Raw genomic sequence first — 24,854 nt, 5'->3', positions numbered from 1 at the left:
GTTTCCTTTTGCCCGGAGAATTCTTAGGACGTGCTGCTACGGGTCGGGGTCTTCGAGGGGGTCTTCGAGTTCCTCCCGGGTCCAGGGTTTCCCGCGCACCCATTTGGACTGGGTGAGCAGGTCCGGGAACTGCCGGTGCCGGTACCCGGTCACCGGCGGGGCGACCGACCGGTAGTACGCCCCGGTGCCGGGGTTGATCCGGATCGAGTGGGAGAACTCCCCGACGGGCACTTCGACCCAGTTCGGCGATTCCTTGGCCTTGTTGCATAACGCGCAGCGTCCGTCGGCGTTCAGCACGTTGGTCGGGCCGCCGAGGTGGTGCTGGATGACGTGGTCGACTTCTTCGACCAGTCCGTCGCAGTAGGGGGTGCGGCAGTGCTTGTCGCGGATCTTGATGAATTCCTTGAGTCCGGGCGGGAAGGCGCGGGCGGTGGAGTCCATGGCGATCAGCTCGCTGTCGCCGGGGGCGGTGTAGAGCCGCTGGATGTCGGGGAAGGTTTCGATGCGCAGGGCCAGGTCGTCGTGCGCGTCGGGGTAGTGGTGGAAGTAGTCCTCGTTGCGGATTTCCGCGCCGGCGATGAGTTCTCGGGCGTGCTGGGCGGGGATGTAGCCGTAGCCTTCGAGGTAGGCGGGGGTGCGGTCGCCGAGGAACAGGGTCTTGTCGGTCATGACCAGTTTGATGTTGAGGGCCAGGGGGAGTTTGTCGGGGTGCCCGGCGAGGGGGTAGGCGGTGAACAGGTCCGCCTGCAGTTGGGTGCCGGTGCGCGGGTCGCCGTGCTGGCGCAGCCGGCGGGATTCTTGGCGCAGGTGCTGTTGCAGGGCGGTGCCGGCGGCGAGGGGGAGTTTGCCGTTGACGCGGATGCAGTCGCGGTCCTTGGTGAAGCGCAGGTAGCGGTCGGTGCCCGCTTCCTTGATGCGGTAGGACTTGGTGTGGCTTTCGAACTGCAGGGTGTATTGGGTGACGGTTTCGCTGATCTGCTTGGGTCCCATGCCGTCGAACAGGTCCGGGGTGGCGCGGAAGTGGGTGTCGAAGGCGGTGCGGCGGGCGGCGTTGACGTCCTGCAAGGGGGTGAGGATGGCCATGGCCTGGGGTTCGGTGAGTTCCCCGAGGGCGAAGCGTTGGGCGAGGAAGGGGGTGTCTTCGGCGAGGATGCGGGCGTTGGCCAGGTAGGAGCGGTGGCCGCGGGGGTCGCGTTTGCGGGCCAGGGCGACGGTGCTGGCTGCTCCGCGGGTGAGGTCGTTGGCGTGGGTGCCGTTGTTCTCGTTGGTGCGGAAGACTTCTTTTTCCAGCTGGTGGGCGAGCATCGCTTTGAGGTAGTCGTAGCCGGCGGTCAGGGCGGTGAGTTCTTCGATGGCGGCGGCGCAGTCGGCGGTGCTGCCGCATTCGAGGGTGCGGGCGAGCCCGGTGGCCAGGGCGGTGAGCACCGCGGTGCATTCGGTGTGGACCGGTGGTACGGGCGGGCGGTGGCGTTGCTGCATTGCTTCGTACATGTGTTAATTGTACGGCGTTTGATCGAATAAAGATTCGAATATTGCCTGTGAATCTCGAGTTCGGGTTGCGAGGCCCTGCGGCTGGAAGGTACTCGGGCCCGGCACCCTGAGGGTGCCGGGCCCGGGAATCTACCGCTGCAGGTAGGAGGAGCAGACCGGGTCGACCGGGATGTCTCGGTGGAGCACCAGGATGCCCTGCTCCTCCGGGGCCACCGGCTTGAATCCCAGGTCGGTGGCGCGTTCCAGCGCCTGGTCCGGGGTCAGCGGATCCCATCCGCCCAGCTCCTCGACGTTGAAGTCGATGATCATCCAGCTGGAGAGGTCGTCGCCGATATCCCCGTGCAGCCCGACATAGGTGCGGGTGGTGAGGTGGGGGACGACGCTGTCGGCGGCCTCGATGCACACGCCGTCCGGGATCATCGCGACGGCCTTTTCCTTGGCGGCGATCAGTTCGGCCGGCGGCCAGCCCTGGCCGGTGACGGTTTTGCCCAGCGGGAAGACCATCGGGAAGAACAGGGTGGCGATGACCGAGATCGACAGCAGCCAGGCCGGGCCGATGAGGCGTGCGCGGGACCAGTCGAAGCGGATGGCGAGCTTGCCCAGCACATGGACCGCGGACATGATCAGGATCGGGGCCATGATCGCGTCGTACTGGTAAACCGGGGCCCAGGTGTTCAGCCGGTCGTTGAACAGGCGAGAGAGGAACAGCGGGGCGCCGAGGATCACGTACGGCGAGGCGAAGGGCAGCAGCGCCAGCGGCACGAAGGTCAGCAGCCACAAAGCCCACTTGAGCTGGTGGTCGAACAGGATTGCGATCGACTGCAGCGGGTGGGTGACCAGGAAGAGCACTGCCGCGCCTGCGGTGGCGCCCAGGGCGGTGTACTGCCAGTAGGAGAATTCGCCCTCGGGGGAGAACAGCGGGATGAGGTAGCCGGTGACCGCCAGGTACCCGAGCAGGCCGAGCGCCGCGGTGAGCGCGGCCTTGAGCCACTGGCGGTGGAAGAGCAGCACGATTCCCACGGCCACCATGGTGATGCCCATGTCCTCGCGCACCAGCAGCAGGCTGGCGGAGAGCCCCGTAACCAGCCAGTAGCGGCCCTTGTCGAAGGCCCAGATGATCCACGCCATGATCGGCACGCCGAAGGCGATCTCGTGGAAGTCCCAGTTCACGATGGCCTGGAACGGCCACCACAGCAGCAGCGCGGCGCTGGTCAGCAGGGCGCCGAGGTGCCCGAAGCGCGGGCGGGTGAACAGGTACACCGGGATCGCGGTGGAAACCAGCAGCAGCGCCAGCACGATGCCCAGCATCCGCGGGTCGTTCCAGATCCAGTAGAAGGGCGCGAGCACCGCGAGGATGGGGTGGAAGTGGTCGCCCAGCAGGTTGAAGTCGACCCCCTTGACCGGCACGATCGGCGCCTTGAACATCGCGTACTGGCGCACCGCCTGGTCGAAGATGCCCAGGTCGTACCCGCGCGACTCGAAGCGCGCGAAACGCAGGAAGGAGTGGACGACGTACAGGATTCCTGCCGCGAGCATGACCAGGCCGAGCTGCAGCTTGTGGGCGCCGGTCATGGGCGCGGGGGACGGGGTAGACATGGACTAAAGCTTATCGACTCGTCGCGGCAATGGGCGCATCGCCGGCCCGCCGCAGCCGGTGGCGCGGGCGGAGATTGCTCACGTTGCACCTGCCGGGGCGGGCAGAGTCCCCAGTCAATCCGCCGTAGCCATGGCGGAAATTCCCAGCGACCTTCCAGTGCCGGGGCGGCGCCCGGGGTGCGGCAGGAGGCCCGGGGTGCGGTTAGATGGAGATATGAACAGCATGATCTGGCCTGGAGCGGTTGCCATCCTCGGCAGCGTCCTCTTCCTGGGCGTCGCCGGCATCTTCCTGCTCGCCCTGCAGTACCGCCGCCACGGGCGCCTGTCCTGGCGCCGCACCATCACCACGGCGGCGGCAGCGCTCTACGGATTCGGTCTGTTCAGCTACACCATGCTGCCGCTGCCGGCCACGCGCGACGCGTTCTGCAGGCCCGGCGTCGCGGTCCCGCAGCTGACCCCGGGGCACTTCCTGAACGACTTCGCCGACGTCTACGCCCAGGTGGGCCTGCGCGGCCTGGCCACCAGCTTCACCCTGTGGCAGGTATTGTTCAACATCATCTTGTTCATGCCGCTGGGCATCCTGGCCGTGCGCTGGCTGCGCGGCAACGTGTTCACCGCCATGGTGCTGGGGCTAGCCGCCAGCTTGGCCATCGAGCTGACCCAGTACACCGGCATCTGGGGCCTGTACACCTGCGCCTATCGCGTGGCGGACGTCGACGACCTGATCATGAACACCTTCGGCGCGCTGCTCGGCGCGATCCTCGCCTACCTGCCGCTCTTCGCCTTCCTGTCCTCCCCGCGCGAACCACGCGCCGAAAACGCCCCGCCGCGGCCGGTCACCCGGGCACGGCGCGCGCTGGCCGACGTCTTCGATTCCTCATTCACCGGCGCCGCGGTCTTCGTGATCGCCGCCGGGATGAACCTGGTGGAGAAGCTTGGCGGCCCGGGGGCGGTCCCGAGCCTGGTGAACATCTGGGTGCCGGCGGTCGTGGTGCTGTTCGTGTTCCTGCTGCCGAGCCTGGCCCCGGGGCGCGCGACGCTGGGCCAGCGCTGCGCCTGGATCCGCATCACCGGCGGCGACGGTCGGCGCGCCGCGGCCTGGCAGGCAGGGCTGCGCACGATCCTGGGCTTCGGCGGCATCACCTTCTTCTTCCAGATCTCCACCAGCATCAACGACAATCCGGACCTGCCCTGGTTGGGCTCCGCGGTCATGCTCTATGCCGTGCTCAGCGCCCTGTGCTTCCTGCTGATCCCGCGCGCGCGGGCGCTGGCCGGGGTGCTCACCGGCACCGGATTCGCCGATCGCCGGGCCTGATCTGCGAAAGTGTGTGGACGAACACGGCGCACGCGGCGGGGTTAAACGCTAAAATGGATCCGGTGCCCGGTGTGCAAGCCATGCCGGCCGGCCCGACTCGCGTCAGCTGAACGTCCCCGATAATGCGAAAGTACAGGTTCCAAGCGAAGCATGGAAGACATCAAACCAGAAGTTCCGAACGAACCGCATAAGGCAGTGCTCGGAACCGCAGTCGGCGCCACGGTCCTGATCGCGATCGGCGCATTCGTGCTGTCCTTCGCGGCCCTGACCGACTTGGCCGAGCGCTCCGGCATCCAGTCCAACCTGGCCTGGATCTGGCCGATCATCATCGACGGCATGATCGTCGCCGCCACCGTGGCCATCGTGGCCCTGAACGGGTTCCACCGCCGCGCCATGATCTACCCCTGGTCCCTGCTGTTCTTCGGCGCGATCGTCTCGACCGCCGCGAACTCCACCCACGCGATCCTGACCGTCGACTCGATCGTCAACGGCGTGCCGCCGCTGGTCTCCGCGCTGGTCGCCGCCATGCCGCCGATCGTGCTGCTGGCCATCACCCACCTGACCGTGCACATGTACCAGAAGAAGTCCGAGGCCGCGAAGCTGCGCGCCGAGCTGGAGTACGACGAGGAAAAGGAAAACGCCGAGAAGTACGGCGTGGCCTATGACGACGGCTACAACGCCGCGCTGACCGACGCGAAGACCGCCGAGGACGAGCGCTTCGCCCAGCTGGAGCAGGACCACCAGGACGACCTGGCCCGCGCCCGCGCCGAGGCGATCGCCGCGGCCCGCAACGACGCCAAGGTCACCCCGATCAAGCCCGCCGCGCCGGCCAACCAGACCGCCAAGTCCGCTCCGGCGGCCAACAGCGACGCCAAGGCCCCGTTGTACGAGGACATGGCCAAGCGCCTGACCCGTCCGTAACCAGGCATTCCCGCCACCTGCGGGAATCACCACCTCAAGTCATTCCCGAAGGGGCGCGGCCCGCGGGCTGCGCCCCTTCGGCTCTCCCCGTATAGGCCGCAGCGCCAGGTGTTCCAGGAGGCATCAGTGATGGATCCACAGCAGGAGACGACCGGCGACGGGTTCTCCGCGCAGATCGCCGCCGCGGTCGCGCAGTACGGCACCGTCAGCGGCGAGCTGCACTCGGTGCTCAACGCCATGAAGGCGAAGATCCGCCGATTGTTCGCGGGCAGCGAGGTGAAGCCGCTGTTCATCACCGGCCGGGTGAAGTCCACCGAGTCATTCCAGGCCAAGGCCTCGCGCCGGCTGCAGGAGAACGCCGACAGCGACCCGGTGCTCGAATTCCCCAACCCGCTGCGCGAGGTGCACGACATGGTCGGCATCCGCATCATCGTGATGCTGCCGCACGAGATCCAGCAGGTCGCCAGCCTGATCAAGTCGCACCGCGAGGCCTTCGACTGCCGCAGCGACCGCGAGAAGGACATCGGCTCGGTGGAATCAGGGACCTACGGCTACTCCTCCCGCCACCTGCTGCTCAAGACCCGCAACGAGCCCACCGTCCGCCGTTTCCAGGAGGCGCTGGGCAAAACCGTGGTGCCCAGCGGCAACTTCATCTTCGAGGTGCAGATCCGCACCATCCTGCAGCACGCCTGGAGCGAGATGGAGCACGACATCCGCTTCAAGCACCCCGGCGAGGCGGCCTGGAACCCGCAGATCGACCGCCACTTCACCGCCACCGCGGCGATGCTGGAAACCGTGGAGAACTACTTCACCGACATCGACGAGCTCTACCACCGGCTCAACGGCTACCACGACAAGAACGGGCTGGGCGCCGCGAAGCTGACCGGCGAGAAGATCGGCGAGATCTGGCAGACCCTGCTGCCGCACGTGGACCGCAAGCGCGACGACGACTGGTCCTGGGCCGCGGAGCTGCTCGGCGCCCACGGCATCGACGCGACCTGGCAGTTGGTCGGGCTGCTGGATGCGGAGGTGGTGCGCGAGGTGCGTGCCGCGCTGGACCACCGCTATTCGCCGGGTCCGGATCGGCTGCTGGACGACGTGCTGCTCTGGCGCTTCGGCAAGGCACACATCGAGAAGACCAGCGGATCAGACCTGCGCCGCGAGGCGTCGCTGAGCCGCCGGCTGATCCAGATGAACGACTACCGCTCGTCGCTGAACGGCTGAGGCCCGGGCTCGGGGCCGGCCGGGTTCCAGGCGTAGAGGACACCGCCCACCGGCAGGAACGCCAGCGCCGGCACCCAGGCGAATACCGCCAGCGCGATCAGCGCGGCCGCCAGGACCACCAGTGCCGCCAGGTTCGTGCTCATGGTGCGCCTTCCTCTCAAGGTGGTGCAGATCATACCCCATGCGGCGGGCAAACGCCGGGGTGCGGCTGTCGAATCAAACACAGTTCGCCCCACCAGGGCCGTTGCACGGCTAAACTAGTTAAGTTGCCCTGTTGACGGGGCGCCAAAGTTTTTGCCGGACCCGCTGAAAGGCCCACCCTATGATTTCCGTAGCCAACCTCGAGCTACGCGTCGGCGCCCGCCTGCTGATGGACGAAGTGAACTTCCGCATCGACAAGGGCGACAAGATCGGGCTGGTGGGCCGCAACGGCGCCGGAAAGACCACGATGACCAAGGTGCTGGCCGGCGAATCGCAGCCCACCATCGGCGAAGTCACCCACAAAGGCTCGATCGGCTACCTGCCGCAGGACCCGAAGACCCCCGACATGGAGCAGCTGGCCCGCGACCGCATCCTCGGCGCCCGCGGCCTGGACATCGTGCTGAACAAGCTGGCCCGCACCCGCGAGGAAATGGCCAGCGAGGACGCCGCCGTCTCCGCCAAGGCGATGCGCCGCTACGACCGCTTGGAGGCCGAGTTCATCGCCGCCGGCGGCTACGCCGCGGAATCCGAGGCCGCGGCGATCTGCGCCAACCTGGATCTGCCCGAGCGCATCCTGAACCAGCCGCTGCGCACCCTCTCCGGCGGCCAGCGCCGCCGCGTGGAGCTGGCCCGCATCCTCTACTCGGATGCCGAAACCCTGCTGCTCGACGAGCCCACCAACCACCTGGACGTTGACTCCATCGTGTGGCTGCGCGACTTCATCAAGAACTACGCCGGCGGCGTGCTGATGATCAGCCACGACACCGGGCTGCTGGACGAGACCGTGAACAAGGTGCTCTACCTGGATGCCAACCGAGCCACCGTGGACGTCTACAACATGAATTGGAAGCGCTACCAGGTGCAGCGCGAGACCGACGAGCGCGCCCGCAAGCGCGAGCGCGGCAACATCGAGAAGAAGGCCTCGGTGCTGCTGGCCCAGGCCAACAAGATGAAGGCCCGCGCCTCGGGCGCTTCGGCGGCGCAGTCCATGCTCAAGCGCGTGGACCGCATGCTCGCCGGCCTGGAAGAGGTCCGCGCCCACGACAAGGTTGCCGCCCTGCGCTTCCCGGATCCGGCCCCCTGCGGCAAGACCCCGCTCATGGCCGAGGGCCTGTCCAAGGCCTACGGCTCGCTGGAGATCTTCACCGACGTCTCGCTGGCCATCGACCGCGGCTCCAAGGTCGTCATCCTGGGCCTGAACGGCGCCGGCAAGACCACGCTGCTGCGGATGCTGGCCGGCGTGTCCGAACCCGACTCCGGAAGCATCGTGCCAGGCCACGGCCTGAAGATCGGCTACTTCGCGCAGGAGCACGACACCCTGGACCCGGAGGCGACGGTGCTGGAGAACATGCGCCGCAACGCCCCGGAGCACCTGGGCGACGCCGACGTGCGCTCGATCCTGGGCTCCTTCATGTTCGTGGGCGACGACGTGTCCAAGCCTGCCGGGGTGCTCTCCGGCGGCGAGAAGACCCGCCTGGCCCTGGCCACCATCGTGGCCTCCAGCGCGAACGTGCTGCTGCTCGACGAGCCGACCAACAACCTCGACCCGGCCTCCCGCGCCGAGGTGCTCGGCGCGCTGTCCACCTTCCCGGGCGCCGTGGTCATGGTCAGCCACGACGAGGGCGCCGTGATGGCGCTGAAGCCCGAGCGCGTGGTCATCCTGCCGGACGGCGACGAGGACCTGTTCAGCGAGGACTATCTGGAACTGGTCACCCTGACCTAGTAGCATGGCCGCATGACGGCCTCTCGCAGCGCAAGCGGCGCCGCCGGGATCCTCCTGGCGGCGCTGTTGTCTTCCGGGTGCTCCGCGGCGGAGGTTCCGGCCGAGGAACCCAACGCGAACTGGTCGCTGCTGGGGGGAAAGTCCCCGACGCCGCAGGACACCACCTTGGAGCTGGGTGTCGTGCGCGCGGCCTGCGCCGGAGGCGAAACCGGCGACGTGGCGTCCACAGACACCGAATTCGGCACCGAGCAGGTGGTGGTCACCGTCTACGTCCAGCCGCTGCCCGAGGGCGCCTACGACTGCCCGATGAACGACACCGTGCCCTATATCCTGGACCTGGGCCAGCCGCTGGGGGAGCGCGCGCTGGTGGACGGGGCCTGCCGGGATGCGGCGCTGTCCGGGACCCCCGCCTGCAGCCAGGACGGGCTGCGCTGGAAACCGTAGGCCGATACCTTGTTAACGCCGAAACCGGCGGGAAGAAGCCTCTTCCCGCCGGTTTCGCGCGTTCAGCGTGCGTCGGTGGCGTCCTGCTGGTCGAGCAGCGCGTCCTCGATGGCCTCGTCGGTCAGCGAGCCGTCGCGGCGATGGACCTTGGGGCCTTTGGCCCGGACCTTGCGCACCGTATGCACCGGCTCGTCGTAGCCCAGCGCCCGGGCCTCGGCCAGCTCGGCGGCTTCCTCCGCGTTGATCTTCTTCTGGGTGCGCGCCGCGTACCAGAAGCCGACGAACGCCAGCACACCGAAGATGTACCACTGGATCTCGTAGGACAGGTGCGGGCCCTCGTCCATGTCCGGCGGGTCCAGCTGCTGCGGGGCGCTGGCCGGGGCCGGGCTTTCCTCGTACATGATGCCGTAGGAGCCCTGCGCCAGCGGGTAGCCCAGGGCCGCCGAGTAGTCCTCCAGCTGGATGGTGGCCAGCTGGCCCTCCGGGGCGCCGCGGTCGAGCCGGATCTCGCCGGGCTTCAGCCGCGCCTTCACGGTGACTTCGCCGGCCGGCGGGGCCGGGATTGCGTCCGGGTGGCCGTTTTCCTGGTTGCCGATGGGCAGGAAGCCGCGGTCGATCACCACGACCTCGCCGGCGGTGGTCTTGAAGGGCACCAGCACCTCGTAGCCCGGGGCGCCGGCCTTGATGCGGTTGCGCACGATCCGGGTGTCCTCGGCCAAGTAGCTGCCGGTCAGCTCGACGGTGCTCCAGATCTTGTCCTCGGGCAGCGCCTCGAAGTAGTCCAGGGCGGCCTTGCCGGTCAGCGGTTCGGCGAAGTAGTTCTTGTTCACCCGCTCGATGCCGGTGAGCACCTCCTGGCGCCGGTCGGCCTGCCAGTTGCCCAGGGACACGCAGGCCACGGCGAAGACGGCGACCAGCAGCAGCCAGCCGATCCAGCGTGAGCTGGCCAGAAAACGATACATCTAGTGCTGTGCTCCTTCGGCGTCGTGCAGCGGCAAGGTTTCCTTGTACAGCAGCCGGTCCTTGAGGTAGGACTCCAGCCACTGGCGGTGCTCCGCGCAGGCGAGCCAGGTCTTGCGGCGTTCGGGGGTATGGATCTTCGGGTTGTTCCACAGCAGGCGGTACTCGGCGTCCTGGCGGCAGCCCTTGCGGGAGCACTTCACCGGGGCTTGGGCCTGCTGGCCCGACAGCGATCCGAGCAGGTCCATCAGTTCTCCTTGCCGTTCGCGGTATCGTCCCCCGGATCCCGTGGCGGCTGCTCATCCTCGACCAGCGTGCCGTCGATGATCTCGGCGCCTTCCGGAGCCGGGGCGACGTTTGCGTGCCCGCCCTCCAGGGCCTCGGGACCGGTGGGCTCGTAGAACTCTGCCGGCGGCTGGCGGCGGGTGATATCCGCGCCGCCGTTGGCGATCACCACTGCCACGTAGGGCAGGAAGATCGCGCCGATCAGGAAGAACCAGCGCAGCCAATCCGTGGTGAAGAACGCTAGGACGAAGCAGACCACGCGCACCGTCATCGTGATCGTGTATTTGCGCACACGGGTATCCTGCTCGACGGTGTGGGACTCGCGGGCTTCGGTAATGCGATGCACGTGGGGCTCGTCCGAGCCGTGGTGCGCGTGCTGGTGCGACATTGAGTGGAACTTCACTTCATCGGGGCTGGGGTCGTTCCATTGTCTCACTCACGGCTGCGAGAATCGAATTTCTACCGTACGTCGAAGCGGTAAAACCAGCTGGTAACTAATAGGATTGAATTCAGAAGCAGCTACTTACCTAGGCACAGCGCACACCACGGGTCCGTCCGGCGGCAGCCGGAACGGCATTTCGGCGTGCGTGAACGGAGATATACATTGACTACTGAACCAGAAACTGGCCGCAGCGTCCTGGTGACCGGCGGAAACCGTGGAATCGGCTTGGCCATCGCCCGCGCCTTCGAAGCCAACGGCGACAAGGTCGCCATCACCTACCGCAGCGGCGAGGTCCCTGCCGGGCTGCTGGGTGTGAAGGCCGATGTGACCGACGCCGAGTCCATCGACGCCGCGTTCAAGGAAGTTGAAGCGGCCCACGGCCCAGTTGAGGTTCTCGTCGCCAACGCGGGCGTCACCAAGGACACCCTGCTGCTGCGCATGAGCGAAGACGACTTCACCTCGGTGATCGACACCAACCTGACCGGCGCCTTCCGCGTGGTCAAGCGCGCCGCCAAGGGCATGATCCGGCTCAAGCGCGGCCGCGTCGTGCTGATCTCCTCCGTGGTGGGCCTGTACGGCTCCCCGGGCCAGATCAACTACGCGGCCTCCAAGTCCGGTCTGGTGGGCATCGCCCGCTCGCTGACCCGCGAGCTCGGTTCGCGCGGCATCACCGCCAACGTGGTCGCCCCGGGCTTCATCAACACCGAGATGACCTCGGTGCTGCCGGAGGAGACCCAGAAGGGCTACCTGGCCAGCATCCCGGCCAACCGCTTCGCGGAGCCGGAGGAAGTTGCCAACGTCGTGCGCTGGATCGCCAGCGACGAGGCCGGCTACATTTCCGGCGCGGTCATTCCGGTTGACGGCGGCCTGGGCATGGGCCACTAGCCCGTAGCCCCCGAATTTTTCCCCATTTTAAGGAGTATGTGAAGTTGAGCGAATACAAGGGTGCAATCGTCACCGGTTCTTCCCGCGGCATCGGCGCTGTCACCGCGCAGCTGCTGGCCGAGCAGGGTGTCGGCGTGGTGGTCAACTACCGCGCCAAGGCTCCGCGCGCGAACAAGATCGTCGCCGCCATTGAGGAGAAGGGCGGCCAGGCCGTCGCCGTCGGTGCTGATTTGACCACCGTCGAGGGCCGGCAGGCGCTGGTTGACGCGGCGGTGGAGAACTTCGGCTCGCTGGATGTCTTGGTGCTCAACGCCTCCGGCGGCATGGAGACTTCGATGGGCGAGAACTACGCGCTGCGCCTGAACCGAGACGCGCAGGTCGAAATGCTGCAGGCCGCGCTGCCCAAGCTCAGCGAGGGCGGCCGCGTGGTCTTCGTGACCAGCCACCAGGCGCACTTCATCAACGAGGTCTCCACCATGGACGCCTACGACGCCGTGGCCAAGTCCAAGCGCGCCGGCGAGGACGCGCTGCGCGAGCTGATCCCGCTGCTGTCCCAAAAGGGCATCACCTTCGTGGTCGTCTCCGGCGACATGATCGAGGGCACCATTACCGCGACCCTGCTCAACCGCATGGAGCCGGGAGCCATCGAGGCCCGCCGCGAGCAGGCCGGCAAGTTGTACTCCGTGGAGGAGTTCGGCGCAGAGGTCGCCAAGATGGTCTTCGCCGACGTTGAAACCGGCCACACCGAGCTGGTCGGCGGCGCCGAGGACTTCCTGAAGCAGTCCGGCAAGTAGCCCGAGATGCCCTTGGCCACGGGGCGTCCGACCGTCACGGCCGGACGCCCCGTGGCCATTTAATGCGGCTCTACTGCGGCCTGTTGGTCAGCCGTGCGAGAACCTGCAAGTCGCGCCGCAGACGGTCGTAACGGGCCGAACCCAGAGCCTGGCGCCATTTGCGGTCGATCCGCTGGATTTCCGCGGCCGCCACCTTGCCGGCCGCCAGGCCGCGCTCGTCGGAAATGACCAGGCTGGCCCGCGCGTCCACGGGATCGGGCACACGCCGCACATAGCCGTTGCGTTCCATGGAGCTGACCAGCACGCTGGCGGTCTGCTTGGTGATGTAGACGCGGTTGGCCAGCTCGGTGATGCGCGAGCCATCGGCGGAGATCCGCTGGAACAGCCGTGCCTGGGGCAGGGTGATGTCGGTGTAGCCGGCGTCCTGCACCGCAGCGAACACCCTTTCCTCCAGTTCCCGGTAGGGAATGAACAGCAGCAGTCCGACGTTGAATGGCCCCGGATCCGTGGATTTTTCCCCTTGCATATGGTCAGTGTAACGAACTAATATTAGTCAGTAAAGCTGACCTTAAAGCTAGTGAAACGGGTGCTGCGATGCAACGGAATCGGATGTGGGAGCTGGTCGCCGAGCAACGCCTGCTGCTGGCTGGGCTGCTCGAAGGCTTGGACGAGGAGCAATGGAACGCCGATTCGCTGTGCCCCGGATGGCGGGTGCGCGACGTGGCGGCCCATGCGATCGCGCCGGCCACCACCGGCCTCGGCACGGTCCTGCGAGAGATGATCCGGACCCGCGGCGATTTCAACAGCATGGTCTTTTTCGACGGTAGGCGCCGCGGCGACGCGCCGGTGGAGCAGATCGCGGCGGACTACCGGCGATTCGCCACGTCGCAGCGCCGTGCTCCCGGGGCGGTTGGCGCCACCCCGCTGATGGACATCATGGTCCATGCTAGGGATATTTCCATCGCGCTGGACGCGGACTACCCGCCCATGCCGGTGGCGGGCGCGCAGGCAGGCGCCGAATTGCTGTGGAGGCTGCCATTCCCCTTCTACGCGCGTCGCAAGCTGGCCGGATATCGGCTGCAGGCGAGCGACGCCTCGTGGTCGGCGGGGGAGGGAGCCTTGGTTGAGGGGCCGATGGAGGCCCTGCTGCTGCTCCTGACGGGCAGGAATGCCTGGCAGGGCCGGTTGGATGGCCCGGGCGCGGAGCGCTTGCGATTGGAGTCATGAGGCCAGGGAGACGGCCATGGAAACACTAAATGTTGCGGGGCAGCTTGCGGCCCTCGTCAGCGCGCTGATCCTGATCGTGGTCGCGCCGCTGGAAATGTTCTTCTACGGGCGGCCCAAGGTGGCCAAGTTCCTGAGCGTCGATCCGGAACATGCCGATTCGGTGAAGCTGTGGTCCTTCTGCATCGGGGCGCGCAACTTGCTCTCGGCCCTGGGAGCGATCGCGGACCTGGCGATGATCCGCTGGGGCGACCCGCTGGTGGGCACCGTGGGGGTGCTGTGCTTCTGCTGGTACATGCTGTTGGCCAGCCTGGCCATGGCCGCCGCGGACGCGATGGGCTACTGGAAGCCGCGCGGCGGCAGCCTCAATGGCACCGTTTCATCCAGCGTGCTGCCGCTGGTAGTGGTCGTGTCGCCGCTGTTCGCCTGAGAACGCTCGACGCGCAGCAGGGGCCGCGATTCCCGCCGATGTGGCGGAAGTCGCGGCCCCTGCACGATGGTGCCTAGTCGCAGACGATCTTGTTCCATGGGCTGTAGGTCCAGGACTTGGTCTCCGCCGGCAGCTTCTTGGAACCGTCGACGGTTTCCCGGTAGCGGGTGATGTCGATGCTGAAACCCTTGCGTCCGCCCGATTCGGGGATGCACTTCTCGGCCTTGTTGTGCACGGTCTTCGGGTCGGTCTGGTTGTACTTGCCGGAGCTGTCCTGGGTGACCTTCCAGTACTTGGTGGACCACAGGCGGGTGTGCACCGCGTCCCCGGAAACCCAGGCTTCGATCATCACGCCGTAGGGAGTGTTGTTTTCCCAGATCATGTCGACCTGTCCCTCCCACAGGGTGGCTTCGCGGCCGGCCGGGTAGCGGTCGAACCAGCGCGAGTGCGGCTTGTGGGTGATGTCGTCGTAGCCGGCCAGGAAGCCGACGTTGTACATCTGGGTGGAGATCTGCGACAGGCCGCCGCCCACCGCTTCGGAACTGAAGCCGTTCTCCACCACGCCGGAGCTGTAGTAGCCGTTGGCGGTGGTGATCGGGCCCAGCGCCTGCAGCAGCGAGAAGCGTTCGCCCGGCTTCACGATGGTTCCGGTGATGCGCGCAGAACCCGCCTTCAGGTTCTTGGTGCGCACGGTGTCCGAGGCGGGATAGGGGGTGGAGAACTCGACGATCTCCTCCTTGATGCCCAGCTTTTCGGCGTCGGCGGTGGTGAAGTCCGCATCGCTTTCGGCCATCGCGACCTCGGCCTTTCGCGTTTCGGTCTGGCTCGCGGCCAGCACCTTTGCGCCCAGGTCCTTGGTTTCCAGCGAGATGCCCTTCACGGACTTCACGATGGTCGGCTTGCCGCCCTTGAGCACGATCTTCGCATCCTTGGCGGTGCTGGAGAGATCCGAGTTCTTGGTGGCCGCGAGGTAGAGCTTCTCGTCGTCCAGCGCCAGCTGCGGCTCGCCGTCCTTGGCCGAGTAGCTCGCGGCGGCGGCCATGGAGGCCGGGGAGATGGCGGTGCTCTTGTCCCCGGAAACCAGGGTGACGTCCTTCTTCAGCAGGGAGGCGACCTGCGTGTCGTAGAAGGCTTGCAGCTTCTGCGCGGAGACCTCCGGGCTGGTGACCTCGGCCGGCAGCTCCATGGCCGGACCGGCGATTTCCCAGTCGGTGGCGATCTTCTCGGCGGACTTCTCGACGTCCAGGGCGACCCCGTCCACGGGCTTGGACAGTGTTGCCTGGGCGTCCTTGAAGGTGATGGTGCCCTCGGTGACCTTGGCGTCGGCCTTGGCCGCCAGCTTCCCAAGCTGGGCCGTCAGCTTGTCCTGGTCCACGTCGATGACCGCCTCGGCGGAGAAGTCTCCGGTCAGCCGTTCATAGAGCTTCACGGGGTTGGCTTCGAAATCGGTCAGGTCCGCAATGGTCTGCTCGACATCCAGGCTCAATCCGGCCTTGGCGGGGTCGAGTTCATAGCCCCTGCCGTTGACGGTGGTCTCGATCGGCTCCTGCGCCAGCGGCACCACCTGGGTCTCCAGGGCGGTACGCGCTTCGTCCTGGTTCAGCGAACCGATGTTGACGCCGGCGATCGTGGCGTTCGCCGGAACCTGGGAACTGATGAAGGCCGCCGCGCCGAAGTAGGCGGCGGTCGCCGCGACAACACACGAACCGGCAATGATCCACGGTTTGGCCGTGCTCTTCCGCTTGCCGTCCTTGGGGTTTCCGGCAGGCGTGGCGGGCTGGAAGACGTTGGATGAATTCTCCGGTGTTGGGGTCTGCACTGGTCTATTGGCTCTTTCGAAAAGCGGTCAGATTACGGCACATACCCCGACAAGCTGCCTGGGTCAAGGGTTGCGTCACCTGAAATACTATCGGCTGGAACAACCAACAAGCCGATAACCAGCGTTTTCCGGGCTAATCGTTATCGACTTGTTGGATTTGGCCTAGTTCAGATCGTCCAGAACCAGGTCGGCGATGACGTCCAGGCGCGAGAAGTTGATCTGGGCCCCGGCCTTTTCCTTCAGGGCCGGCTTCGCGTTGAAAGCGACACCCAGGCCTGCGGCGGTGATCATGTCCAGGTCGTTGGCGCCGTCGCCGGCGGCGATCGTGGCGGCCATGTCGATGCCGTGGCCGGCCGCCCAGGAACGCAGCATCTCCTCCTTGGTGGCGCGGTCCACGATCTTTCCGTGCACGGTGCCGTCCAGCACCGCGCCCTCGATGCCCAGGGTGTTGGCCAGCGCGTGGTCCAGCTGCAGTTCCTCGGCCAGCGGGTCCAGGATCTGCTGGAAGCCGCCGGAGACGACGCCGACCTTGTGCCCCGCGGCATGGAAGCGCTTGACCAGTTCCCGGGCGCCGTCGGAGAAGATGATGCGTTCGCCCACCTCGCCGAGCACGGTGGCCGGCAGGTCCTTCAGCGTGGCCACGCGCTGGATCAGCGACTGCGCGAAGTCCAGCTCGCCGCGCATGGCGGCCTCGGTGACCGCGGCGACTTCCTTTTCGCGTCCTGCATGGGCGGCCAGCAGTTCGATGACTTCCTGCTTGATCAGGGTCGAATCGACATCCATGACCAGCAGCAGCTGCGTGGCCCCGGTCAGGGCCGCGTCGACGACGGCGAGGCACACGTCGGACTCGGCCACGGTTCCGGCGGCCACCTGAGCGGCAAGGTACTGTGCGGCTGCCTGCCGCGCCCCAGCGCTCCGGGACTCGTCCAGCGCCACCTTGGCGACCAGGCGCTCGGAACTGGTGCGGATCGAGACTTCAGCGCCGGCGGGGACCAGCCCGGCGGCGCGGGCGCCGTCCAGCAGCCTGTCGAAGACGTTGCGGGGCAGCAAGGGGCGGGAGACGAAAACAAGGGTAGAGGCCATGGCTCCATTTTCGTCGGCGTGCGCCGTGCGACCAAAAATGACGTCGCCCTGCCGGCCGTCGCATGGTGTAGCAAACGTCATAGTCGCTGAGAACCGCGGAGGGCACGGGGTTCGCGCCGCGTTAAAGACGTTGCTAATTAGTGATTCGCGGGGTCAGAAGTCTAGGCTTAAATACCATGAGCGAAGTGCTAAGTTTCAATGATGTCAGCGTGGTGCGCGGGCGTAAAGACCTGCTCAAGGACGTTTCCTGGCAGGTCAACGAGGGCGAGCGGTGGATCGTGCTCGGCCCGAACGGAGCCGGCAAGTCCACCCTGATGAACATTGCCTCCACCCGGATGCACCCCACCCGGGGCACCGCGGGCATCCTGGGCGAGACCCTGGGCCGCGTGGACGTCTTCGAGCTGCGGCCGCTGATCGGCCTGAGCTCGGCCCTGGTCGCCAACTCGATCCCCGGCAGGGAAACCGTGTTGAATGTGGTGCTGACCGCCGCCTACGGCATGACCGGGCGCTGGCGCGAGAAGTACGAGAAGCTCGACGAGCGCCGCGCCTTCGGCCTGCTGCATGACTGGGGCATGTCCACCTTCATGAACCAGTCCTTCTCCAAGCTCTCCGAGGGCGAACGCAAGCGCGTGCTGATCGCCCGCGCCCTGATGACCGACCCGGAGCTGCTGATCCTCGATGAGCCGGCCGCCGGCCTGGACCTTGCCGGGCGCGAGAACCTGGTCGCCAAGCTCGGCGAGCTGGCAGCCGACGAGTACGCCCCGGCCCTGGTGCTGGTGACCCACCACCTGGAAGAAATCCCCGAGGGCTTCACGCACATCCTGATGATGCGCGAAGGCCAGGTGGTCGCCGCCGGCGAGATCGAGGCGACGCTGACCGAGGAGAACCTCGAAGCCACCTATTCCATGCCGTTGGCCCTGCGCCGCGAGGGCGGCCGCTTCTCGGCGTTCGCGCGCCGCTAAGAGACACCGCACCTAAGGGGAGTACCGCACCATGATCGAATTCTGGCGTGAAGCCCTGGTCTTCCTCGGAGGGCTGTGGGCCGGAACCATCAACACCGTCGTGGGTTCGGGCACCCTGGTGACCTTCCCGATCCTCGTGGCGCTGGGCATCGCCCCGGTCAACGCGGTGGTCTCCAACGCCATGGGCCTGGTCGCCGGGGGATTCTCCGGCGCCTGGGGCTACCGTCGCGAGGCGGCCAGCGTCAAGGGCACGCTGCTGAAACTGGTTCCGGTCTCCCTGGTCGGCGGCCTGATCGGCTCGCTGCTGCTGCTGAACCTGCCCGAATCGGTGTTCGGCGTGGTCGCCCCGATCCTGCTGGTGTGCGCCCTGGTGCTGGTGATTTTCCAGCCGCGGCTGGCCGCCTGGGCCAAAACCCGGCAGGCCGCGCAGGGCGGCACCGACCCGGACGCGGCGGACAAGGCGAAGATCCCGCTGATCCTGTACATCCTGGTGTTCGTCATCGGCGTGTACGGCGGCTACTTCACCGCCGCGCAGGGTGTGCTGCTCATGGCGGTGTTCGGCGTCTTCCTGCAGGCCTCGCTGCAGCAGTCCAACGCGATCAAGGTGATCCTCTCGCTGATCGTGAACCTGGTCGCGGCGGTCATGTACCTGGTCATCGCGCCCGAGCGCATCCACTGGATCATCGTGCTGCTCATCGCCGTCGGCTCGCTGATCGGCGGGTTCATCGGCGCCAAGGTCGGACGCAAGCTCTCCCCGGGCTGGCTGCGCACCGTCATCGTCATCCTGGGCCTGGTGGCCCTGGCGAACATGGTCTACAAGCTGGTGGCCGGTGCCTGAGTTCCCCGCAGAAATCCTGAACCCCGAGCGGATCCTGCACGTCGCGGACCTGCAGGACGAGCGGCTGGACGAGTACCTGCGCCTGTCCGAGGCGCACCTGCGCATGCGCACCGACGTGGAAAACGGCCTGTACATCGCCGAGAGCACCAAGGTCGTGCAGCGCGCGATCAACGCCGGGCACAGCCCGCGCAGTTTCCTGCTCGCGCAGAAGCACCTGGGCCAGCTCGTGGCGGAGTTCAACCGCTTCCCTGACGCGCCGATCTTCATCGGCGACGACGCGCAGCTGCAGGACCTTGTCGGGTTCCACCTGCACCGCGGCGCCATGGCGGCGATGAACCGCCCAACCCCGCTGGACCTCGATGAGGTGCTGGCCGCCAGCTCCCGGGCGGCGTTCCTGGAGGACATCGCGGACCACACGAATGTCAGGTGTTCCAAAAAATCCGGCGCGTCTGAGGTTCATGCCGAGCCGAAACGCTCGCGCATCGCCGTGTTTGAGAACATTCAAGATCATACTAATCTCGGTGCGGCGTTCCGCAGTGCAGCGGCCATCGGAGTCGATGCAGTGCTGATTACGCCTCAATGTGTGGATCCGCTGTACCGGCGGGCCGTTCGAGTATCCATGGGCACGGTTTTCCAAGTTCCTTGGGCCCGGGTAGAAAATTGGCCCGAGAGTATTAGGTTGCTTCAAGATGCTGGCTACGTAGTGGCTGGTATGACCTTAACGGAGGGCTCGATCATGCTGGACGAACTGGTTGCAGAGGAACATCAAAAACTCGCTCTGGTGTTCGGCAACGAAGGTCGCGGATTGACGGCTGAAACAGAAGCAATGGTCAGTCGCGGTGTCACGATTCCGATGATGGGCGGAGTCGACTCGTTGAACGTGGCTACCTCTGTCGCCGTGGCGTTGTATGCGACGCGATGATCCCGACACACAAACGCATACCGGGCGCTGATGTAAGTGTCTGAAATGTATCTTGATATGTAATAGTGAATCAATCTCTCCGATTGCTTTCCCGCAAACTAAAAGGAAGTGCCTTGTCGAATAGCCCTATGGGTCATGCTCGGATAGTGTCGCTGATCTGGAGCATCGCCGATGACGTGCTTCGCGACCTCTATGTGCGAGGCAAGTACCGTGACGTGATCCTGCCGTTCACGGTACTTCGGCGCCTTGATAGCGTCCTGGAACCGACGCGTGACGCGGTCAAGGCGATGAAGGCGACGCTCGACGATGCGGGTATCGCCAACCAGGACGGACCGCTTCGACAGGCGGCGAAGCAGGATTTCTACAATTACTCTGGCTTCACCCTCAAGGATCTTCGTAGTATCTCGAATGCAACAAGATTGCGACTGAACTTCGAAGCCTACCTTGATGGATTTTCTCCAAACGTGCAGGAGATCATAGATAACTTCGAGTTCCGAAATCAGCTGCCTCGTCTGACAAAAGCGGACGCTCTGGGCGCACTGATTGAGAAATTCCTCAGCCCCGATCTTGACCTGTCCCCGCGAGGGATAGACAACCACGGAATGGGCACCGTCTTTGAGGAGTTGGTTCGAAAGTTCAACGAAGACAACAACGAAGAAGCCGGTGAGCACTGGACTCCTCGTGATGCCGTGCGCTTGATGACGCGGCTGATGTTCGAACCGATTGCCGATCAGATTCCTTCAGGCACGTACCGGTTATACGACGGGGCCATGGGCACCGGTGGCATGCTTACTGTCGCCGAAGAGACCTTGAAGCAGCTTACCGAGCCGTCAGGCAAAAAAATCTCCACGCATCTCTACGGCCAGGAGATCAACGCCGAAACTTACGCGATTGCGAAAGCTGATCTGATCCTCAAGGGTGAAGGTGCCGAGGCCGACAACATCGTCGGGGGTCCCGAATACTCGACCCTCTCGAACGATGCGTTTTCGGGGCAGGAATTCGATTTCATGCTCTCGAACCCGCCGTACGGCAAGAGCTGGAAGACGGATCAGGACCGCCTCGGCGGGGCAAAGAAGATCATCGACCCGCGATTTGTTGTCGTGCATGCTGGGGACCCCGAATACTCGCTCGTCACTCGCAGCAACGACGGCCAACTGATGTTCCTGGCGAACCTCATCTCGAAGATGAAGCATGGCACGGCTCGTGGGTCCCGCATCGCGTCCGTGCACAATGGGTCTTCGTTGTTCACGGGTGACGCGGGACAGGGAGAGAGTAATATTCGCCGTTGGATCATCGAAAACGACTGGCTCGAGGCCATCGTCGCGCTGCCGTTGAAGATGTTCTACAACACGGGCATCGCAACCTATGTGTGGGTTCTTTCGAATCGTAAGGAGGAACGTCGCAGGGGCAAAGTGCAGCTCATCGACGCAACCGAGTGGGCGACTCCCTTACGTAAGAACCTCGGCGAGAAGGGCGTTGAAGTCAGCGCAGCGGACGCAGACAGGGTGCTCGAGGCCTTCGCAGCGTTCGACGACTACGCGGACACCGATCACTCGAAAGTCTTCGATGGCGTCGACTTCGGTTACCGCAAGATCACCGTCGAGCGTCCGCTCAGGCTCGCCGGGACCGATGCAAACCGCGTGTACACCGCTAAGGAGATCAAACAGTTGAAGGAGGACGGCGTGCGCGACGAGACTGCGCCGCCTGTCATCCGGAAGGCCCTCCCGTATTCGGCGAAGCCTGATCCACTGCATGGCCGGTACGAAGCGATCATCGACGGTCGTACCCGAGTCGTTGAGTTCGAGCCCGATACGGAGCTGCGTGACACCGAGCAGGTGCCGCTGACCGAACCAGTTGGTGAATACGCGGACGGTGTAGAAGCTTTCTTCCGCCGCGAGGTCGCGCCGTACGCGCCGGACGCCTGGATCGACAATTCGAAGACGAAGATCGGCTACGAGATTTCCTTCACGCGTCATTTCTACAAGCCTGTTCCCATGCGTTCTCTGGCTGAGATCCAGGCAGACATTCGTGCCTTAGAGGCGGAAACCGACAACCTGATCGCCGAGATTGCAGGAGACCTGGCATGAGCGAACGCGCGAACAGCATCGACGGATTCGCTAAGACGATTGCGGAGGTGCTGAAGGACAAGAAGTACTCGATCGACTACTACCAGCGCGAGTACAAGTGGGAATCGAAGCAGCTCGCTGAGCTCATCACTGACCTCACGGGGAAGTTCCTGCAGCTCTACAGCTCTGACCACAAGCGCACGGCCGTGGCTGGCTACCCAGGTTATTACCTTGGCTCGATCATCGTCTCCCAGAAAGGCAATCAGCCGTTCATCGTGGACGGACAGCAGCGCCTCACAACGCTCACCCTGTTCCTCACATACCTTCGACGTCTGCAGGCGGAACTCGGAACTCCAGAAGTGAAGATCGACGAGCTAATCTACTCCGAATCGTACGGCGAGAAGTCGTTCAACCTTGACGTCCCCGATCGCAATGACTGCATGCACGGTCTTTTCGAAACCGGCGAGTTCGAAGCGCTGCCCGAGTCCGTTGAGTCGGTGCGCACGCTCGTATCGCGGTACAGCGAGATCGAAGGGCTTTTCCCGGACGAGCTCAAGAGCGAGGTATTGCCCTACTTCATCGACTGGCTGAAAGACCGCGTCCAGATCGTACAGATCACCGCTTATAACGACGATGACGCGTACGCGATCTTCGAGACAATGAACGATCGCGGACTCAAGCTCACTCCGGCTGACATGCTAAAGGGATACCTGCTGGCGAATATTGACGACGGGAAAGCGCGCGCGGCGGCCAACGATCTCTGGCGGTCTTGGATGCGCCGGCTCGAAGACCTCGGCGAGGGACTTAGCGCCGACTTCCTAAAGACGTGGCTGCGTAGCCAGTACTCGACCAGAATCCGTGAGCGCAAGAAGGGTGCCAAGCCACAGGACTGGGATCGGATCGGTACTGAGTTCCACCGCTGGCTACGTAACGACGCCAAGCGGGTCGGGCTGGAGTCGTCCGACGCGTTCAGCGACTTCGTGACCCGCAACCTGGATTTCTACGCGCGTCAGTACGAGCGCATCGCACAGGCCGAGGTATCGTTTGACGCCGCGAGCCCGCTGCGATTCATCCGATTCAACGCAGATCACCGCTTCACCTTGCAAGATCAGATGCTGCTCGCACCACTGTGCATCAAAGACGACGCCGTAACCGTCGACGCGAAGCTGGAGATCGTCGGCAGGTTCATCGACATTCTGCTCGCTTGGCGCATCTGGAACTCGCGTTCGACCGACTACTCCACGATGCAATATGCGATGACGACGCTCATGTTCCGCATCCGCGGGCTCAGTGTGGGAGAGCTCGCCCGGGAGCTCCACCGCTACCTGGTGAACGAGCGGGAGAAGTTCGACACGAACGACGACCTTGTCGTGCACCAGCAGAACCGAGCGCAACTGCATCGGGTCCTCGCACGCATCACCGACCACGTCACGATGTGCTCAGGTCTCGCGTCTAACTATGTCGAGCTGACCGGAGGTAACGGCGTGCGGTACGAGGTCGAGCACATCTGGGCAAACCACCCAAGCCGGCACACGGACGAGTTCCCGCAAGAGTCCGACTTCGCGCGCCACCGCAACCGTATCGGTGACCTGCTGCTTCTTCCCAAGCAGCACAACGGCAGCTACAACGACGACGCCTATGAACTGAAGCGCCCGCGCTACTACTCCCAGAATCTCCTCGCAGCATCACTCGATCCGCAGACGTACGAGAAGAATCCTGGCTTCCTGCGTTTCGTCGCCAAAAGCGGACTCGGCTTCCGCCCCTATGAGGCCTTTACTGCGGACTCAATCACTGAGCGAGGCGAGCTGTACCGAGCCATCGCCAACCAGCTATGGAACCCCGCAGATCTGATGCATACCGCGGGGAATGAGGAGGAAGAATGATGTTCCGTGACCTGCCAGTATATGCAGACATGCGCGCGTTGGCGCTTCCGTGGGCGACTACGATTCCCAGACATTGGAAGGTCAAGCGCGCGAAGACGATAATGCGGCCAGTGGATATTCGTTCCATCCGAGGCGAAGAAGACCTACTTACAGTTTCGTCGAGTCGCGGTGTCATCCCTCGTTCTGCAACCAATGTCAGCATGTTCAAAGCGGAGACTTATGCAGGGCATAAGCTTTGCTGGCCGCATGATCTCGTGATCAATAGTTTGTGGGCATGGGGGCGGGGGTTAGGGGTCGCGAAGCACCACGGAATTGTCAGTACGGCATACGGCGTATATCGCCAGCACCGCGCCGAGCTGGACTCTTCCTACTTGCATGAGCTTATCCGTTCTGACCGGTTTCAATGGGAGCTCCAGGTTCGGTCGCAAGGAGTCTGGAAGTCACGACTTCAAATGACGGATGACCGATGGTTGGACGCACCTCTGCTGGTACCGCCTGCGACTGAACAGGCTGCGATCGTGAAGTACCTTGACCACGCGAATGCCCGCATCGACAAAGCCATAGCTGCGAAAAGCCGTCTTATCGCGCTCCTTAACGAACGGAAAGCCGCCGTCTCTGCCTCGACCTTTAGGAGCTTGGACGCTCCAAGCCGCGAATTGCGGCACGTTCTTCGCAAACTTGTGGACTGCGAGCATAAGACTGCCCCCTACGTCGAAGACGGTGAGTACTGGGTGCTTCGTACTGCTGCCGTGAAGAGCGGGAACATCAACTGGTCCGGCGCCTATCCTACGAACGCTGAGTCATATCAAGCATGGACGCAGCGCGCCGTGCCTGAACCTGGCGACGTGATATTCACGCGCGAAGCACCTGTGGGTGAGGCCGCTATGATCCCAGCCGGCCGCAAGATGGCACTCGGCCAACGCACCGTGCTGATGAAGCTTCGCGATGAGGTCATGAGTCCACAGTTCCTGGTTCATCAGATCTACGGCGGCTTACCGCAAGAGCGAATCGCGCTCGCAACTCAGGGATCTACCGTAGGACACTTCAACATGGACGACATCGGCTGGATGCGTGTTGTTGTCCCGGAACTCGCAGAACAACAGCGTGTAGTTGCTGAAATCGAAGAAGTATCCCGCGAGTCGAACGAAGTAATTGCGAAGACTCAGCGTGAGATCAGTCTTCTACAAGAGTTTCGAACGCGCCTCGTAGCCGACGTGGTAACCGGCCAAGTTGATGTTAGAGCGTTTGCAGCGACACTGCCAGATGCGCCCGATGTTATTGACGAGCTTGACACCATCCTCGACGATGAATTCGAAGAATCACTGAGCGAGAACCTGGGGGAATGA

24 protein-coding genes are annotated in these 24,854 nt (G+C 64.7%); 15 read left to right on the top strand and 9 right to left on the bottom strand.

Translation table 11 applies throughout. The annotated features are described in order from the left end of the window. Positions 1 to 36 precede the first annotated feature (36 nt). Together ATC04_RS10025 and ATC04_RS10020 are read right to left on the bottom strand one after the other, a co-directional pair. Complete coding sequence (locus tag ATC04_RS10025) at positions 37 to 1,491, bottom strand: HNH endonuclease signature motif containing protein (protein WP_060617014.1); 1,455 nt, start codon at positions 1,489 to 1,491, stop codon at positions 37 to 39. A gap of 129 nt (positions 1,492 to 1,620) precedes the next feature. Next, positions 1,621 to 3,087: a DUF2079 domain-containing protein gene (locus ATC04_RS10020; RefSeq protein WP_152666840.1), complete on the bottom strand. Its 1,467-nt coding sequence runs from the start codon at positions 3,085 to 3,087 to the stop codon at positions 1,621 to 1,623. Between the two features lie 214 nt (positions 3,088 to 3,301). Between ATC04_RS10020 and ATC04_RS10015 the strand changes: the two genes are divergently transcribed. The 3 genes from ATC04_RS10015 to ATC04_RS10005 all read left to right on the top strand — a co-directional run bounded on the left by ATC04_RS10015 (position 3,302) and on the right by ATC04_RS10005 (position 6,547). Continuing rightward, on the top strand, positions 3,302 to 4,402 hold the full coding sequence (locus tag ATC04_RS10015) for a VanZ family protein (protein ID WP_052772356.1): 1,101 nt from the start codon (positions 3,302 to 3,304) through the stop codon (positions 4,400 to 4,402). Between the two features lie 150 nt (positions 4,403 to 4,552). After that, entirely contained in the window at positions 4,553 to 5,323 is a 771-nt protein-coding gene (locus tag ATC04_RS10010) for a DUF2637 domain-containing protein (RefSeq protein WP_047119045.1), read from the top strand. 129 nt (positions 5,324 to 5,452) lie between these two features. Further along, complete coding sequence (locus ATC04_RS10005) at positions 5,453 to 6,547, top strand: RelA/SpoT domain-containing protein (protein ID WP_047119046.1); 1,095 nt, start codon at positions 5,453 to 5,455, stop codon at positions 6,545 to 6,547. Here the strand turns inward: ATC04_RS10005 and ATC04_RS19320 are convergent. Then, positions 6,523 to 6,690 carry a hypothetical protein gene (locus ATC04_RS19320; RefSeq protein ID WP_157359283.1) on the bottom strand — a complete coding sequence of 56 codons (168 nt, stop codon included), beginning with the start codon at positions 6,688 to 6,690 and terminating at the stop codon, positions 6,523 to 6,525. The genes ATC04_RS10005 and ATC04_RS19320 overlap by 25 nt on opposite strands. A 179-nt stretch (positions 6,691 to 6,869) precedes the next feature. On the opposite strand from ATC04_RS19320, the gene abc-f reads away from it, so the two are divergent. After that, positions 6,870 to 8,471 carry a ribosomal protection-like ABC-F family protein gene (gene abc-f / locus ATC04_RS10000; RefSeq protein WP_047119047.1) on the top strand — a complete coding sequence of 534 codons (1,602 nt, stop codon included), beginning with the start codon at positions 6,870 to 6,872 and terminating at the stop codon, positions 8,469 to 8,471. A gap of 12 nt (positions 8,472 to 8,483) precedes the next feature. Then, entirely contained in the window at positions 8,484 to 8,915 is a 432-nt protein-coding gene (locus ATC04_RS09995) for a hypothetical protein (protein WP_047119048.1), read from the top strand. Between the two features lie 62 nt (positions 8,916 to 8,977). Here the strand turns inward: ATC04_RS09995 and ATC04_RS09990 are convergent, their stop codons facing one another. Genes ATC04_RS09990 through ATC04_RS09980 form a run of 3 tightly spaced genes read right to left on the bottom strand, consistent with a single transcriptional unit; the run spans position 8,978 to position 10,548 of the window. Further along, complete coding sequence (locus ATC04_RS09990; protein ID WP_047119049.1) at positions 8,978 to 9,877, bottom strand: SURF1 family protein; 900 nt, start codon at positions 9,875 to 9,877, stop codon at positions 8,978 to 8,980. After that, positions 9,878 to 10,123 (bottom strand): hypothetical protein, encoded by a 246-nt coding sequence (locus tag ATC04_RS09985; RefSeq protein WP_047119050.1) that lies wholly within the window; start codon positions 10,121 to 10,123, stop codon positions 9,878 to 9,880. Further along, the gene (locus ATC04_RS09980) at positions 10,123 to 10,548 is read right to left on the bottom strand and encodes a DUF3099 domain-containing protein (protein ID WP_047119051.1); all 426 of its coding nucleotides are present in this window, start codon (positions 10,546 to 10,548) and stop codon (positions 10,123 to 10,125) included. Before ATC04_RS09980 ends, ATC04_RS09985 begins: the two co-directional genes overlap by 1 nt. Positions 10,549 to 10,764: 216 nt before the next feature. Between ATC04_RS09980 and ATC04_RS09975 the strand changes: the two genes are divergently transcribed. Then, positions 10,765 to 11,487 carry a beta-ketoacyl-ACP reductase gene (locus tag ATC04_RS09975; RefSeq protein WP_047119052.1) on the top strand — a complete coding sequence of 241 codons (723 nt, stop codon included), beginning with the start codon at positions 10,765 to 10,767 and terminating at the stop codon, positions 11,485 to 11,487. A 38-nt stretch (positions 11,488 to 11,525) separates the two neighbouring features. Next, positions 11,526 to 12,281, top strand: coding sequence for an SDR family oxidoreductase (locus tag ATC04_RS09970; protein WP_047119053.1), 756 nt, complete (start codon positions 11,526 to 11,528; stop codon positions 12,279 to 12,281). A 70-nt stretch (positions 12,282 to 12,351) separates the two neighbouring features. Here the strand turns inward: ATC04_RS09970 and ATC04_RS09965 are convergent, their stop codons facing one another. Next, positions 12,352 to 12,807, bottom strand: a complete 456-nt coding sequence (locus ATC04_RS09965) for a MarR family winged helix-turn-helix transcriptional regulator (protein ID WP_047119054.1) — start codon at positions 12,805 to 12,807, stop codon at positions 12,352 to 12,354. An 83-nt stretch (positions 12,808 to 12,890) separates the two neighbouring features. Here ATC04_RS09965 and ATC04_RS09960 point away from each other — a divergent pair, with 83 nt between their 5' ends. Further along, the gene (locus ATC04_RS09960) at positions 12,891 to 13,508 is read left to right on the top strand and encodes a maleylpyruvate isomerase family mycothiol-dependent enzyme (protein ID WP_052772357.1); all 618 of its coding nucleotides are present in this window, start codon (positions 12,891 to 12,893) and stop codon (positions 13,506 to 13,508) included. A gap of 16 nt (positions 13,509 to 13,524) precedes the next feature. Continuing rightward, a complete protein-coding gene (locus ATC04_RS09955; protein WP_047119056.1) occupies positions 13,525 to 13,935 on the top strand; it encodes a DUF1304 family protein in 411 nt (136 codons plus the stop codon). A 73-nt stretch (positions 13,936 to 14,008) separates the two neighbouring features. On the opposite strand, the gene ATC04_RS09950 is transcribed toward ATC04_RS09955, so the two are convergent. Both ATC04_RS09950 and serB read right to left on the bottom strand, forming a co-directional pair. Then, a complete protein-coding gene (locus ATC04_RS09950) occupies positions 14,009 to 15,754 on the bottom strand; it encodes a VanW family protein (protein WP_047119057.1) in 1,746 nt (581 codons plus the stop codon). Between the two features lie 162 nt (positions 15,755 to 15,916). After that, on the bottom strand, positions 15,917 to 16,837 hold the full coding sequence (gene serB, locus ATC04_RS09945) for a phosphoserine phosphatase SerB (RefSeq protein ID WP_047119058.1): 921 nt from the start codon (positions 16,835 to 16,837) through the stop codon (positions 15,917 to 15,919). Between the two features lie 176 nt (positions 16,838 to 17,013). Between serB and ATC04_RS09940 the strand changes: the two genes are divergently transcribed. From ATC04_RS09940 to ATC04_RS09915, 6 genes are all read left to right on the top strand, one after another. Further along, positions 17,014 to 17,799: an ABC transporter ATP-binding protein gene (locus ATC04_RS09940; protein ID WP_047119059.1), complete on the top strand. Its 786-nt coding sequence runs from the start codon at positions 17,014 to 17,016 to the stop codon at positions 17,797 to 17,799. Positions 17,800 to 17,830: 31 nt separating this feature from the next. After that, complete coding sequence (locus tag ATC04_RS09935; RefSeq protein ID WP_047119060.1) at positions 17,831 to 18,637, top strand: sulfite exporter TauE/SafE family protein; 807 nt, start codon at positions 17,831 to 17,833, stop codon at positions 18,635 to 18,637. Beyond that, positions 18,630 to 19,559, top strand: coding sequence for an RNA methyltransferase (locus tag ATC04_RS09930; RefSeq protein WP_231735956.1), 930 nt, complete (start codon positions 18,630 to 18,632; stop codon positions 19,557 to 19,559). The genes ATC04_RS09935 and ATC04_RS09930 overlap by 8 nt, the downstream gene beginning before the upstream one ends. A gap of 146 nt (positions 19,560 to 19,705) precedes the next feature. Beyond that, on the top strand, positions 19,706 to 21,646 hold the full coding sequence (locus ATC04_RS09925) for a class I SAM-dependent DNA methyltransferase (protein WP_231735955.1): 1,941 nt from the start codon (positions 19,706 to 19,708) through the stop codon (positions 21,644 to 21,646). After that, entirely contained in the window at positions 21,643 to 23,508 is a 1,866-nt protein-coding gene (locus ATC04_RS09920) for a DUF262 domain-containing protein (protein ID WP_047119062.1), read from the top strand. The genes ATC04_RS09925 and ATC04_RS09920 overlap by 4 nt, the downstream gene beginning before the upstream one ends. After that, entirely contained in the window at positions 23,505 to 24,854 is a 1,350-nt protein-coding gene (locus ATC04_RS09915) for a restriction endonuclease subunit S (protein ID WP_052772358.1), read from the top strand. The genes ATC04_RS09920 and ATC04_RS09915 overlap by 4 nt, the downstream gene beginning before the upstream one ends.

Source organism: Arthrobacter sp. YC-RL1 (assembly GCF_001454985.1).
Lineage (GTDB): Bacteria > Actinomycetota > Actinomycetes > Actinomycetales > Micrococcaceae > Glutamicibacter > Glutamicibacter soli.
This window is presented reverse-complemented; position numbering and strand designations above follow the sequence as displayed.